Here is a 13,489-nt window from a genome sequence, read left to right as displayed (position 1 = left end):
ATCTTAGTTTTTCATAATACTCTTGCTAAAGTTTATTTTGTAGATTGGGCTTGACCACCGTGTCCAACGATAGGTTTCCACTAAAAACTCAATCTGACGCATCCGCATCTGTCCATCGGCCTACGCAAGCTCGTCGGCTTCTGAATTGGTGGCAATCGCTCAAGCCATTTCCTCGCTTCTTGGCGATCGCGCTAGCAGCACCGTTACTCGTGCTGAATGCTTGGGCGCTGGCGTTGATGTTTGAGTACTTTCACTCGCTAATTGTGATTTTGATCGGCGCGTCTTTGATCGCGTTTCTCCTCAACTACCCCGTTGGTTGGCTAGAGCGGCATGGAGCGCAACGGCAACAAGCAGCAATCTTGGTTTTTCTATTAGCGCTGTCAGTGTTGCTGGCTTTAGGCGTGACCCTAGTGCCTTTGGTGTTCAGCCAAGCCCAACAATTAGTCAGCCGCTTACCGGAATGGATTGATTCAGGGCGACGGCAATTGCTGATGTTGAATGAGCGGGCGGAAACGTTGAACCTGCCTGTGAATTTTGACGCCTTGGTGGTGCAAATTAACGATCGCTTGAAGGGACAATTGCAGGCGATCGCAGGGCAAGCGCTCAACTTGGCTGTGATTACAGTGACGAGTCTGCTGGATGGGTTGCTGACCATTGTGTTGTCGTTTTACTTGTTGCAACACAGCGATCGCCTCTGGTTTAGCTTAGTGGAGTGGCTACCCACCCCTGCTCGTCAGCCTTTTACCCAAACGCTGCGCCTCAGTTTTCAAAACTTTTTCATCGGGCAGTTAATTCTTGCCACCTGTATGGCTTCGGCCCTAATTCCTACGTTTTTGTGGCTCAAGGTGCCGTTTGGCTTGTTGTTTGGCCTCACCATCGGGTTCATGGCTTTGGTGCCGTTTGGTGGCACCGTAGGGATTGCTCTAGTGACGCTATTGGTGACTTTGCAAAACGTGTGGTTGGGGCTGCGAGTTTTGCTAGCCTCGGTGATTGTGCAACAAATTTTAGAAAACTTGATTGCGCCTAGAATTCTCAGCAGTGTGACGGGGCTAAATCCAGTCTGGGTGTTGATTTCGATTTTGGCTGGAGCCCGTGTGGGTGGGTTACTCGGTGTGATTGTGGCTGTTCCGACAGCGGTGGTGATCAAAACTGCCTTGATGGCCTTGCGATCGCCCAACTTAGCGCACGCAGTCACCCCCAACTTTGCAGCGGAAGGCCCTAGTCTCACCTCTCCTCGGACGATCGTAGAGACAGCACCGATTAACTCGCTCGAAGATGCAACACCGCAAGACGCAACGCCCCAAGAGTTGCCCAACTCCTAGCCATCGTTCAAGTTCGGATCTAGGTCTGGGGATTGGTGATTGAGCCCATAAACAGCAAGTTGCCCGTTTCATTGTCTCGAATTGCGCCAAAGAAGGGGCGATCGGCTATTAATTTGAATGGCGTTGGTGAAAATTGAGTGGAGGTGACGATCATTTCTACAGAAGTTGCTGCCGCTGCCTCAGTACCCACTTCATTGACTTCTATAAATGTCTTATGACGGACTTGATCGATCGCCAAGTTTCCTAGCCCGATGCCCGAAAAATCTGCTCGTCCCCCCTCAAAGGCGACACCCATGCCCAATGCTTTCAAGGCATTGTTGAGATTGAGGTCGTACTCTAGCTTGAACTTGGGAACTTGAATCGAACCAGGCCGATTTTGGAACTCGTTCATCCACTGCTCCCAATTGGCTGCGGTCAAGTCTCGGTAGAAAGAAGACAAATTTGATTGAGGTTTAGGCACAAACAGATACAGGCTAAAGCGCCCTTCCCCGTAAGGCAAACTCACCGCTTGAAATTTGTCGGTTTCGTAGTAGTCATATTCTCCCGTTTGGGTCATCATGGGATGCTGTCTGCGCGTGCCATTCGCCAGCGTAAAGGGACGTGCTACCGTGTCGGCTGCGTCGAAGGCTTGGCTCCACTTGCCTTTGAAGTAGACCGCATTCAGCAGTAACAGCGCCAAATTTGGTTGCACTTTGTCCACAATTTGGTTAATCTTGCCACGGGTCTTCTCTTTGACCCAACCATTGATCTGGCTAACGGCCTGAGGCTTGGAGAAATCAAGTTCTGTGATCTGGGCTTTGTAAAACTGTTGGTTACGCTGCAAAAACTCTCGCTGGAGCCTTGCGCCTCTTCGAGTCCACAACGAGTTAGCGATCGCCACTTCTACGGCTGGATCGGCCTTTTGCAATCCTGAAATCAGAACGGCATTACTTTGATTCACATCTGCCAAGCTTAACCCTTGCAGTTCCAATGCTTTCGCCATCGCTTGCTGCGTTTCCCCTTTAGCTCCGTTGTAGGTCATGGCTAAGGCGATCGCGACGCTAGAAGGGGAGATGAAAACATTCTTGCCAGCGTCAGCCTTTAGAGCTTGGGCAAATAGCTTCAACCCAAAGCGGGTGTTGGCAGTCACTAGCTTGGGGTTAATCGCACCTGCTTGTGACATTGCAGTTTGAGGATTGGGGCTTACTGGGGCTGGAGAGTAGGGCCGCGCCATTGCTGCCTCTGTGGTTGCCAACTGCCAACTACCTAGCAAACCAAAAAGTAATAATGTACTAGCGCTAAGCGTACCAACCCGTTGCAATGACCGTAATTTCATGAGGCAGCTCTAGGGTTTAGGGATGAGAAACTTTCCTTTCCTAGATTAGTCCGGTCAGGATTAAAGCAGAGGGTAGTTACCTTTTCCGCAACATCTGTTACATGGAGTCTTAACGAGCCGGAACCGTCCACCAAGCTAGAGCATAGGGTTGAGTCGCTTGATTAACCTGTTGACGATACAGAACCCGAATTTTATATCGACCCGTGGTGGGAACCGGGTGAAAGATATGTTCAACACTATCGACTTCACTGACCGAAGCCCAAATGCTGTCGGCTGGATCATCATCCTCAGCCCGCATCAAATAAATATCTAGATTATTCAGGCCGCGATCGCGAAAGCTCTCGTTGATGTCATACTCACCATTTCGGTTTCGGTCCTGCAACTCTATGTAGCGATTCCAGGCTAAGGTCACAGACACAAAGCTGCCTTGTTGTAAGGGCTGCGCTAGCACATAGTCCTGAAACGAACCATTTGGCGAGTCGGTTGCCACACTTCTGTAATCCCAGCCGATGGGCGGTACTAGTGCTGTTGGGTTCCATTGCCCTGGTTGAAATTGTTGGTAAGCCCGGAATGTATTGAGTTGCCCTGTTCCCATTTGACGGTTGAGAGGAATGGTGCGATCGCGGTAGGCATCAGATGCAAACCAGTCTTGCTGATTTCGATCAAAAATTGTGCGGCTCATACCCAGAGACCAACCATCCCCTCGGTCTTGAACTTTATCTGCCGAGTTGAGCAAAACCGCTTTCATGACTTCATGCCGCCGAGCGTCCAATCCCCACTGATTGCTCCTGCGTCGCATGGCATTATCCCCAAACTCTTGCAGTAAGGCAACACTAGCTGTGGCGTGGGGAGCAGCGAAACTCGTACCTGTAACTCTGGTGGTTTTGCCATCCGGGTTGAGCGCCACGATATTGCTGCCAGGTGCCGCTAAGCTAATCGCCCGACGAGGACCAACATTGCTCTCTAAGCCCAGCGATCGCTCTCCCGTGGCAGAAGCAAGCTCATCCCCTAAGTTGGCCGTATCTATCTGAGCAAAAGGCCCATTACTGGTGAGACGGCGGGTAAAAGCCACATTGATCCCATTAAAGTTATCGGTGGGAATGGAAATGCCTCCTTTTCCCTGGTTGCCTGCTACCACATACAAAACATCATGAACCCGAGTAGACCAGTCCAGGCATAGAGTTAAAAGCGCATTACCATCGAGTCGGGCTCTCGGTCTAGGGTCTTGCTGAAGCGATTCACCAAAGCTGAAATTAATCGCTCGGATATCTCCCCCATTTTGCTGGGCGATGTGCTGAGCTGACAAACACTCTTCCGCCTGACCATTGCGATTCAGTAAACCCACAGCAGACGAATACAGCCGCGCTTGAGGGGCGATGCCTCGCATCACGGGGTCGGCACTGACCATAATGCTCGCCACATTTTGGGCATGGCTATCGACATGGGCATTGCCTTTAGCAGGACCATCGCGAAAAAATACTCGCAAGAGCGCGATCGCCCAGCTTTGAGAAACTGCCTTGTCTACCCCAAATTTGCCTGGACGACCAATTTCTACCTGTCCGATCGCAATTTTGTTGCCCGTGAGGTTGTAGGGGGAAGCTTGGAGTCGATAGGCATCAATGCCTAATTCGCCGAGTGAGGGAGCAGTGCCTTGGAAGGAAGCAGGCAGAACGGTAATACTGAGTCCCCCCCATAGCCCTGCTAAGCTGTTCAACATCCAGGGCTGAGTCACGATCTCTCCTCCACGAAATTTTTACAAACTAAGGGGGATTTAGAAATCAAATGACAACCTTCTGATTACATATTTTTTTAAACATTTTGTTAAACTGGATACGACAGAGGACACGGGAGAAATTCGTTCGCCATGACGCAGCCGCAATCCGAAAAACAGATAGTTGTCGCTCCATCCATCCTATCAGCCGACTTTAGCCGTTTGGGAGACGAAATTCGCGCAGTAGATGCCGCAGGAGCAGACTGGATTCACGTAGATGTTATGGATGGTCGCTTTGTTCCTAACATTACGATTGGGCCGCTGATTGTAGAAGCGATTCGCCCCGTGACTCAGAAGCCTCTGGATGTCCACCTGATGATTGTGGAGCCAGAAAAATATGTCGAAGGTTTTGCTAAAGCTGGAGCCGATATTATCTCTGTGCACTGCGAGCACAATGCTTCTCCTCACTTGCATCGCACCCTCTGTCAAATTAGAGAACTCGGAAAGAAAGCGGGTGTCGTACTCAATCCCTCTACCCCACTAGAGTTGATCGACTACGTCCTGGAAGTTTGCGACCTCATTTTGATTATGAGTGTCAACCCTGGTTTTGGGGGCCAGAGCTTCATTCCGGCAGTACTCCCCAAGATTCGCAAGCTGCGTCAAATCTGTGATGAGCGCGGTCTCGACCCTTGGATTGAAGTCGATGGTGGCCTCAAAGCGAACAACACTTGGCAAGTCCTAGAAGCAGGTGCCAATGCGATCGTGGCTGGTTCTGCGGTTTTCAACGCACCTGATTATGCAACGGCGATCGAAGGTGTCCGCAACAGCAAGCGCCCTGAGCTAGCAACTGTCTAATCTCACAGCTACCTAAAACTTTTGCTTAGATAATCAATGGCAAGCTACTAATTTCTGGTGGCTTGCTTTTTTCATGGGCATAGAATAGGCAGAGCTTTAGCATCAGTGATGGTTAGGCGATCGCATCGAACGGGCATTGTCAAATAAGCAAAACCCAAAGGCAGCTAATTGTAGGTACCTTTGGGTTAAAAAGTTTATACAGTTTGAATTGTCTAATTAATGAGCTCAATTCAAGTGAAGGTGTGTCTCAAGGTAACCTTGGCTTGAATTATGCTGATTGAGAAAGCTGGCTACTAAACTATTTGTTGCGGTTAGATAGCCATTTAGCGGCAACTAACCCAAACGCAGCACCCACCATAGGATTGCTAAAGAACTTAATAATGCCTGGTTGCTCAGCCAAAACATCGCGGAAAAGATCGGGATGATTGTGATAAGCAAAGCTTGCTAGCTTGGTCACATCATCTGCATTCATGCGGCTGGCATGATGAGTAGACAGACCCAACTGCTGTTCCAAAGCGTGATCGCTCAACCCACGTTCTTTGAAGTGCTTGAAAAACTCACGAGCTACATCGTCTCTTTCATTGGGCTTGATTTGGGCGATCGCGTGCTGCAATTCGGGTTCCATTTGAGCCGAGGAAATTTTCTCAGGATGGAAGGACTGACCAAACAAGTGACGGCGCTCATCTTTGGAGGAACGCTGAGCAAAATCGTCAAAACTTTGATAGTTCTCCAGAGAGGAGTTGTCGTCGAGTTGCTCGGTATTGCCATGAGCCAAATCATTCATGATTTGACGCTTATATTCTTCGCTGCTAGACACAGTATTAATCTCCTATTTGTCACCAGAATCTTTAAAGATGTCTGAGGTTATAAAAAGCGATTTAATTTCCACTCCGTGGAGAAGTGGCAGCTAAGTCTGCACTCTACTGATACTCAACTTGCTTAGAGCCAGAATCGTAGCGAGCGGTCAAAATCAATTGTTTATCTGGGGCATACATCAAGACTGTTAAATCACGATTGGGTGCGCTTTGCCGGAAGCCCTGCAACAAAGACTTAGCCAAAGGCCGCACTTCGTTAGGCTTAACTTGGGGAGCAATGACCACCCCTAGCTTGCTGTTGTCCCGGACATAGGCGTCTTGAACCAGGCCACGGGCTGTTTGTACAACCCAGTTGCCAAAGTTGCCGCCCGCTGCCGTATTACCCCGCTCCAGTTGGCTATAGCCTGATCGACTCTCAATTTGAGTTGGCTGGTTCACAGCTTGGGTGGTTGAGGATGGGCCACCACAAGCAGTTGTAATGGTGAGTACCAAAACCAAAGCTAAAGCCGTGAAAAACTTACGACTGTGTTGAAGTAAATTCACGAAAGGTCTCCTCTCAAAATAACTAATGATTTGAACTGATTTGAAATACCGTAACTTCTTACTTCTTAGAAGTACTTGGCAGGTTGTAAGCTGATTGTAGATAGCAACTAAATTTGAGTCAGTCAAAAACAATATTTTTTGAAACGGCTGAGACCTTTAAAGTGAATATCACTTGTTGTAATTGGTGGCAACTAACTCAAATACAGAAGACTTAAAAAATAGACATCTGGGTAGCTCAGATGCTACCCATTGTTCAAACTAGAACAAATGATGACTAGTCAACGGCTTTCTTGATATTATCTTTGATATCTTCTTTAGCGTGGCCAGCTTGAGATTCGACTTGCTTAGCTTGCCCTTCTGCTTGATCCTTAGGATCTCCAGTTACGTTGCCCCAAGCTTCTTGAGCTTTCCCTTCGATGTTTTTGCCAGTGGCTTTAGCTCTATCTTCTGCACTCATTTTATGTACTCCGTAATTTCCAAAAGTTCAGATTTAATTCTCAGGCTCAACCTCAGACTTGACTGAATTTTCGTTTCGCCTGATAAGTTCAAATGTAGCGACTACTACGGTTAAAGCCATCTGCCAGAAGGTGCATTGGTGCTGAGATAGACTGCCTCTTTCGATTTAATCTAGAAGGGTTACTAGCGGTAAACGTTGCTTTATTAAGTGAGTTATTAGATGTTGGATTTCAATAAATGCAAGTGGGAAAAGTAAAATTTATTACTAGGTTCTACATCAAATTAAAAGTTAAATTGGTCTAGATCGGGTATCGTTTTGAGCTGTTTGCTGACTAAAGCATTGACTCATCAGCGTTGTATAGTTTCTTCCCCGACAGATGGGTTGAGTTGGAGTAGCAACCCGTTGCGCGATCGCCTGGAGTATAAGTTATACGGCCCTTAGAATCGTAATCTAGCTTTGTAATTCCTAGGATGGCGATCGCGCACCTCGACGTGCCTTAGAGAACCAAATGTACTATTGAAGCTCGCTACACTAGAGAAGTGTTTTAGTTATTTTTCAGTGCTTTGGGCTGTTATTGAGTCGAGACTATGGCGCAATTCCAAATTCACGCTCCCTTTCAACCCACCGGGGATCAACCTAAGGCCATTCAACAACTTACCCACAGCCTCCAGTCGGGTGAGCGCTTTCAAACGTTGCTAGGGGCCACGGGTACGGGCAAAACCTTTACAGTTGCGTCTGTAATTGAGAAGGTGGGCAAACCGACCCTGGTTTTGGCTCATAACAAAACCTTGGCTGCTCAGCTTTGCAATGAGTTGCGAGAGTTCTTCCCCAACAACGCCGTTGAGTATTTCATCAGCTATTACGACTATTACCAACCGGAAGCTTATATTCCGGTGACCGATACTTATATTGAAAAGACAGCTTCGATCAACGAAGAAATTGATATGCTGCGGCACTCCGCCACGCGATCGCTGTTTGAGCGTCGTGATGTGATTGTCGTCGCCTCCATTAGCTGTATTTACGGCTTAGGCATTCCCTCCGAATATCTGAATGCAGCAGTGCCCCTGCGCGTGGGAATGGAAGCCGATCAACGCCAGATTCTGCGCGATTTAGCTTCTGTGCAGTATTCTCGCAATGACCTGGAAATGGGGCGCGGTCGCTTCCGAGTCAAAGGGGACGTGCTGGAAATTGGCCCTGCTTATGAAGATCGCATTATTCGAGTAGAGTTTTTTGGCGACGAGATTGACGCGATTCGCTACATCGATCCTGTGACTGGCACAACGCTACAAAGCATGGAAGGGGTGAATATCTACCCAGCTCGCCACTTTGTTACCCCCGAAGACCGCCTAGAGGAAGCCTGCAACGCGATTGAACAAGAATTGCGCGATCGCCTGGAAATTCTAGAGCAAAACAACAAGCTTCTAGAAGCCCAACGCCTAGAGCAACGCACTCGCTACGACCTGGAATTGCTACGGGAGGTGGGCTACTGCAACGGCGTGGAAAACTACTCGCGCCATCTAGCCGGACGACAAGCGGGAGATCCACCCGAATGCTTGATCGACTACTTCCCCGAAGATTGGCTCCTCGTCGTAGACGAATCCCACGTCACGGTGCCTCAGATTCGTGGCATGTACAACGGTGACCAATCCCGCAAACAAGTGTTGATTGAGCACGGATTTCGTCTACCCAGTGCCGCTGACAACCGCCCCCTTAAGTCTGAGGAGTTTTGGGGCAAGGCAAAACAGTGCATTTTTGTCTCTGCCACTCCTGGAGACTGGGAGATGGGGATTTCTGAAGGTCGAGTGGTAGAGCAGGTGATTCGGCCTACTGCGGTGCTCGATCCCGAAATTTTCGTCCGTCCGACTACAGGACAAATTGATGATTTGTTTGGCGAAATTCAAGAGCGGGTGCAGCTTCAGGAACGGGTGTTGATTACGACGCTGACGAAGCGCATGGCCGAGGATTTAACTGAGTACTTACAAGAGCGCCAAGTCCGGGTTCGCTACCTGCACTCAGAAATTCACTCGATCGAACGGATTGAGATTCTGCAAGAGTTACGCGAAGGCACCTTTGATGTATTGATCGGTGTCAACCTGCTGCGCGAAGGGTTGGATCTGCCAGAAGTTTCGCTGGTGGCAATTTTAGATGCTGATAAAGAAGGTTTCTTACGAGCGGCGCGATCGCTGATTCAAACCATTGGTCGAGCCGCCCGTCATATCCGAGGCCAAGCCATTCTCTACGCAGATAACCTAACTGACAGTATGGCCAAGGCTATCAGCGAAACCGAACGGCGGCGGGCTGTACAAACGGAGTACAACACCAAGCACGGCTTAACCCCACAGCCAATCATCAAAAAATCTACCAATGCCATTTTGTCGTTTTTGGAAGTGTCCCGCCGTCTGAATGCTCAAGAACTAGAGCAAGTGTATGAGCAAGCAAGCGATCTGCCATTAGAGAACATTCCGCAGCTCATTGGTCAGCTAGAAGCTCAAATGAAGGAAGCGGCAAAAAAATTAGAGTTTGAAGAAGCGGCTAAGTATCGCGATCGCATCAAGCACTTACGGGACAAGCTATTAGGGCGTTAAGCGACTCCGTGAAATTCCCCAAGCTTTGCCGTTATTTCATGAAGCTCTCATGATTGATTTGAATGTTTTCAACAAATCACTCTTAAGCTAGATGCGATAGACTGGCTTGAAAAAGTGACAATGTTGGAGCTTGACTGTTTTATAAAGATTTATGGCTTCTGCTACGAAAAAAAGCAAAAGCATTAAGCAGTTAATGAACCAGCTGTTGATAAAAATGTCACTGGGGAGTTTAGTAGTGAAGCAAAATCACCGATTGCAGGCATATCGCTACGCTAATCGGGGCAGCATTTACCTATTTGCACCCATGTTGGACTTTAATGTAATGGCCGAAGTCGGAGAAACTCCGCCATAAGGTATAGCGATCGCTCAACAACACCCATTGTTGGCTAAATTGGTAACTTCATAACACCAAATACAACTATTTACTAAAACTTAATCGTTAGGCAAAATTCCTACTAGTACTGATGGAATTTTGGAAGGATTAATTATTGTCCGATTAAGCTGTTGGTTAAAGTTGCCAAATTTTTTAGGTAACAAGTTTAACTCATAGTAACTACTAAGAATATTGCGCTCGATCTTAGCTTAGAGTGCAGTACACATCGAGAACAAGGCAACCTGCAACGGTGAGTTTACTCTAGTTGCTCTATTGCAACACTTAAGTGCTTCAAGGCCACTTGATTCAGAAAGATACCTTACTCACTTCAACTCTGGACTCAGATGCCCTACTCTCCAATGTCCTCCTCTCAGACATTCCACGGTAGCAGCCCTATTCTTGCCTCTAAGCCCCTCTCGCCCGAATTCACAGTTGCCATCCCCACATACAACGGTGAGCACCGCTTGCCTGAGTTGTTGGAGCGTTTGCGATCGCAGGTGAATACAGATCATTTCCGCTGGGAAATTCTTCTGGTTGACAATAACAGTACAGACCAGACTGCTGATGTCATTCGCACCTTCCAAGCAGATTGGCCTGATCGGTATCCTATCCGGTACGTGTTCGAAGGTCGCCAAGGATCTGCTTATGCAAGGCAGCGAGCAGTGCAAGAAGCCGAAAGCGAGCTGATTGGTTTTTTAGATGATGACAATATTCCAGCCCAAGACTGGGTGGCAGCAGCTTATGCCTTTGCTCACACTCACCCTAGGGCAGGAGCTTACGCGAGTCAAATCCACGGTGACTTCGAAGTCGAGCCTCCTCAAAACTTTCGAAGAATTGCTGGTTTTTTAGCGATTACTGAACGCGGTCCCCAGCCACTGCTGTACGATCCTGGCAAAAAGCTGTTGCCTCCCTCAGCAGGCTTGGTGGTGCGAAAAAGTGTTTGGAGTCGCTACGCGCCTCAGACTTTTACCTTAAAAGGAAGAGTCGGTGAGTCTCAGGGGCAAGCGATCGCTGTCAGCGAACCGGGTGAAGATCTAGAACTTCTCTTGCATATTCAGAATGCAGGTTGGGAAATTTGGTACAACCCAGACATGGAAATGCACCACAAAATTCCCCACTGGCGTTTTGAGCGAGATTATCTGCTAGCAATGTTTCGAGGGATTGGTCTGAGTCGCTACTACACGCGCATGCTTAGTGTCAAACCCTGGCAGCGTCCACTAGCAACGGTAGCCTATACTCTGAACGATATGCGCAAAATCCTTCGGCACTGGCTGAAGTACAGAGCAGTCATCCCTCAAGATCTGGTAGCGACTTGCGAAATGGAGCTATTCCGCCACAGTTTGCTGAGCCCTCTCTACCACTGGAAGAAAACCCTAGAAAACTAAGAGGGCGTAAGTTCTAATTTTCCTATGCATGTAACGATTGCAATTCCCACCTACAACGGTGCCGATCGCCTGCCGCTGATTCTAGAGCGCTTGCGATCGCAAACTGCCACTGAATCGATTCAGTGGGAGATCCTCATTGTTGACAATAACAGCACCGATGACACCGCCGCTGTGGTACAAAAGCATCAAGAAAATTGGCCTTACCCCTACCCTCTCAAATATTGCTTTGAACCCGAACAAGGTGCCGCTTTTGCACGACAGCGGGCAATTCAGGAAGCAGAGGGTGAGCTGGTTGGCTTTTTGGATTGATGACAATCTACCAACAGCCGAGTGGCTTGCGGCTGCCTATGAGTTTGCTCAAACTCATCCCCAGGCAGGAGCTTACGGCGGGCAGATTTATGGCGATTATGAGGTAGAGCCTCCCGCTAATTTCGAGAAAGTTCAGGCATTTCTGGCCATTCGGCAACGAGGTTCAGAGCCAAATCTATACGAACCAGAGCGCATCAGTTTGCCCCCAGCTGCTTCCCTCGTAGTACGGCGGCAGGCTTGGCTTGAGCATGTCCCTCTACGTCCTGCTTTGAGCGGTAAGGTCCGAGGCTGTATGCTTCAAGGGGATGATTATGAACCCCTGCTGTATCTCCACAAAGCGGGTTGGGAAATTTGGTACAACCCTGCCATGCAAACCTATCACCAAATTCCTCATTGGCGGCTAGAAAAGCCCTATTTAACTGAGCTAGCTAGAGGCTGTGGACTTGCGACCTGTGAGCTACGCCTGATACTACACTGCTGATGCCCAGAAGCCTTGGATCATGGCTAGAACCTTTTTAGGAAATTCGCGCAGAGTTGTATTGCATTTACTCAAGCATCGCCAGCGTGTCAAAACAGATTTAATTGCTGCCTGTGAGCTGGAGTTTTTTATCGGTAGCTTACTCAGCCCCTTTTATTACCTCAGAAAAAAGGCTGCACCCGTACAGTCAGCAAACCCACTTTCTAGCTCTAAGGTGGCGTAGTGCCCTTGTCTCTTGGCTAGAGTAGCGGGAAGTGGAAATTTCTGTACTTTGGCTAAGTTAACCAGTCATAGTCGGTATTGCCGATACACATCACTCGCAGCACGATGCAGCAATGAGTGCCGATACACTAAAGCGTTGAGATCATCAGCATAGCCACCCCCAATGACGCAAGCCACTGGATAGCCTGCCGCCACACAGGTACTCAAGACTTGCATTTCTCGCCGGAATAAACCTGTATCGGTGAGTGCTAGTTTGCCTAAGCGATCGCCTAAGTGCGGATCAACCCCTGCATCGTAGAGGACTAGACCTGGACGTACTTCACTCAGTAAATCGGGTAAATAGGCAGCTAGAGTTTGTAGATAGGCATCGTCTTCCATCCCAATGGGCAAAGGCACATCCAAATCACTTGTCTGCTTGGTGCCTGGAAAGTTAACTTCGCAATGCATCGAGAACGTGAAGACGCTCGGATCATTCTGAAAGATTGCAGCCGTACCATCGCCTTGGTGTACATCTAAGTCAACGATCAAAACTTTCTCGACCAGACCCAGCTTTTGCAGAGCACGAGCTGCGATCGCCAAATCGTTAAAGATGCAGAATCCAGAGCCATAACTGGGAAATGCGTGGTGAGTTCCTCCTGCCGTATTGCAAGCAAGTCCCTGTTGTAGAGCTAACTGTGCTGTGAGAATCGTTCCTCCCACCGCAGTACAGGTGCGATCGACCAGAGCTGGGCTCCAGGGCAAGCCAATTCGTCGTTGGGTCTTAGGGTCCAGGGTGCCATCACAATACGCTTGCACATAATCCGGAGTATGGACGAGTTCAAGGACTGTTTGTGTGGGCCGCTCTGGAGTAAAAAATTGTTCTAGATGCGCTACCCCATCAGCCAGCAGCCTGTCGTACAGCAACTTAAACTTTGCCATCGGAAAACGGTGACCTGCTAGTAAGGGCGCGACATAAACAGAGTTATAAACCAGGGGTAAGTCCATCGGCTTTCTTAACTGGTGGTGGGTTCGGGAGGCTGTAAGTCCCGCGCTCTACCGCTATGCCTTCGGCAGGCTACGCCAACGGTGAGCGTCGGGATACACGGACATCCCGCGTGAGTTGAGGGGTATGCGCTACGC

Annotated in this window: 10 protein-coding genes and 1 pseudogene; 5 read left to right on the top strand and 6 right to left on the bottom strand. The window is 48.8% G+C overall.

Annotated elements, in window-relative coordinates; genetic code table 11:
* Positions 1–59: 59 nt before the first annotated feature.
* Entirely contained in the window at positions 60–1,322 is a 1,263-nt protein-coding gene (locus KME12_12040; GenBank protein ID MBW4488510.1) for an AI-2E family transporter, read from the top strand.
* A 19-nt stretch (positions 1,323–1,341) separates the two neighbouring features.
* On the opposite strand, the gene KME12_12035 is transcribed toward KME12_12040, so the two are convergent.
* Together KME12_12035 and KME12_12030 are read right to left on the bottom strand one after the other, a co-directional pair.
* Positions 1,342–2,637: a serpin family protein gene (locus KME12_12035; GenBank protein MBW4488509.1), complete on the bottom strand. Its 1,296-nt coding sequence runs from the start codon at positions 2,635–2,637 to the stop codon at positions 1,342–1,344.
* A 109-nt stretch (positions 2,638–2,746) separates the two neighbouring features.
* The gene (locus KME12_12030) at positions 2,747–4,354 is read right to left on the bottom strand and encodes a S8 family serine peptidase (GenBank protein ID MBW4488508.1); all 1,608 of its coding nucleotides are present in this window, start codon (positions 4,352–4,354) and stop codon (positions 2,747–2,749) included.
* Between the two features lie 147 nt (positions 4,355–4,501).
* Between KME12_12030 and KME12_12025 the strand changes: the two genes are divergently transcribed.
* On the top strand, positions 4,502–5,203 hold the full coding sequence (locus tag KME12_12025) for a ribulose-phosphate 3-epimerase (protein MBW4488507.1): 702 nt from the start codon (positions 4,502–4,504) through the stop codon (positions 5,201–5,203).
* A 298-nt stretch (positions 5,204–5,501) separates the two neighbouring features.
* On the opposite strand, the gene KME12_12020 is transcribed toward KME12_12025, so the two are convergent.
* The 3 genes from KME12_12020 to KME12_12010 all read right to left on the bottom strand — a co-directional run bounded on the left by KME12_12020 (position 5,502) and on the right by KME12_12010 (position 7,018).
* The gene (locus KME12_12020; GenBank protein MBW4488506.1) at positions 5,502–6,020 is read right to left on the bottom strand and encodes a hypothetical protein; all 519 of its coding nucleotides are present in this window, start codon (positions 6,018–6,020) and stop codon (positions 5,502–5,504) included.
* A gap of 103 nt (positions 6,021–6,123) precedes the next feature.
* Positions 6,124–6,561: a hypothetical protein gene (locus tag KME12_12015; protein MBW4488505.1), complete on the bottom strand. Its 438-nt coding sequence runs from the start codon at positions 6,559–6,561 to the stop codon at positions 6,124–6,126.
* Between the two features lie 274 nt (positions 6,562–6,835).
* Positions 6,836–7,018: a CsbD family protein gene (locus KME12_12010; protein MBW4488504.1), complete on the bottom strand. Its 183-nt coding sequence runs from the start codon at positions 7,016–7,018 to the stop codon at positions 6,836–6,838.
* Positions 7,019–7,605: 587 nt separating this feature from the next.
* Here KME12_12010 and uvrB point away from each other — a divergent pair.
* The 3 genes and pseudogenes from uvrB (at position 7,606) to hpsE (KME12_11995) (ending at position 12,371) form a co-directional block, all read left to right on the top strand.
* Positions 7,606–9,603, top strand: a complete 1,998-nt coding sequence (gene uvrB, locus KME12_12005; protein MBW4488503.1) for an excinuclease ABC subunit UvrB — start codon at positions 7,606–7,608, stop codon at positions 9,601–9,603.
* 732 nt (positions 9,604–10,335) lie between these two features.
* Positions 10,336–11,361 (top strand): hormogonium polysaccharide biosynthesis glycosyltransferase HpsE, encoded by a 1,026-nt coding sequence (hpsE, locus tag KME12_12000; GenBank protein MBW4488502.1) that lies wholly within the window; start codon positions 10,336–10,338, stop codon positions 11,359–11,361.
* A 24-nt stretch (positions 11,362–11,385) separates the two neighbouring features.
* Positions 11,386–12,371, top strand: a pseudogene (hpsE, locus tag KME12_11995) (hormogonium polysaccharide biosynthesis glycosyltransferase HpsE).
* Between the two features lie 65 nt (positions 12,372–12,436).
* On the opposite strand, the gene KME12_11990 reads toward hpsE (KME12_11995), so the two are convergent.
* Positions 12,437–13,354, bottom strand: a complete 918-nt coding sequence (locus KME12_11990; GenBank protein MBW4488501.1) for a histone deacetylase — start codon at positions 13,352–13,354, stop codon at positions 12,437–12,439.
* Positions 13,355–13,489: the final 135 nt, after the last annotated feature.

Origin of the sequence: Trichocoleus desertorum ATA4-8-CV12, assembly GCA_019358975.1 — a bacterium.
GTDB classification, from domain to species: Bacteria; Cyanobacteriota; Cyanobacteriia; order FACHB-46; family FACHB-46; genus Trichocoleus; species Trichocoleus desertorum_A.
This window is presented reverse-complemented; position numbering and strand designations above follow the sequence as displayed.

Bases quoted from the DNA above. Each gene is read 5' to 3' on its own strand.
- KME12_12035 (MBW4488509.1), bottom strand. From the start codon at position 2,637: ATGAAATTACGGTCATTGCAACGGGTTGGTACGCTTAGCGCTAGTACA.
- KME12_12030 (MBW4488508.1), bottom strand. From the start codon at position 4,354: ATGTTGAACAGCTTAGCAGGGCTATGGGGGGGACTCAGTATTACCGTT.
- KME12_12025 (MBW4488507.1), top strand. From the start codon at position 4,502: ATGACGCAGCCGCAATCCGAAAAACAGATAGTTGTCGCTCCATCCATC.
- KME12_12010 (MBW4488504.1), bottom strand. From the start codon at position 7,018: ATGAGTGCAGAAGATAGAGCTAAAGCCACTGGCAAAAACATCGAAGGG.
- uvrB (MBW4488503.1), top strand. From the start codon at position 7,606: ATGGCGCAATTCCAAATTCACGCTCCCTTTCAACCCACCGGGGATCAA.
- hpsE (MBW4488502.1), top strand. From the start codon at position 10,336: ATGTCCTCCTCTCAGACATTCCACGGTAGCAGCCCTATTCTTGCCTCT.
- KME12_11990 (MBW4488501.1), bottom strand. From the start codon at position 13,354: ATGGACTTACCCCTGGTTTATAACTCTGTTTATGTCGCGCCCTTACTA.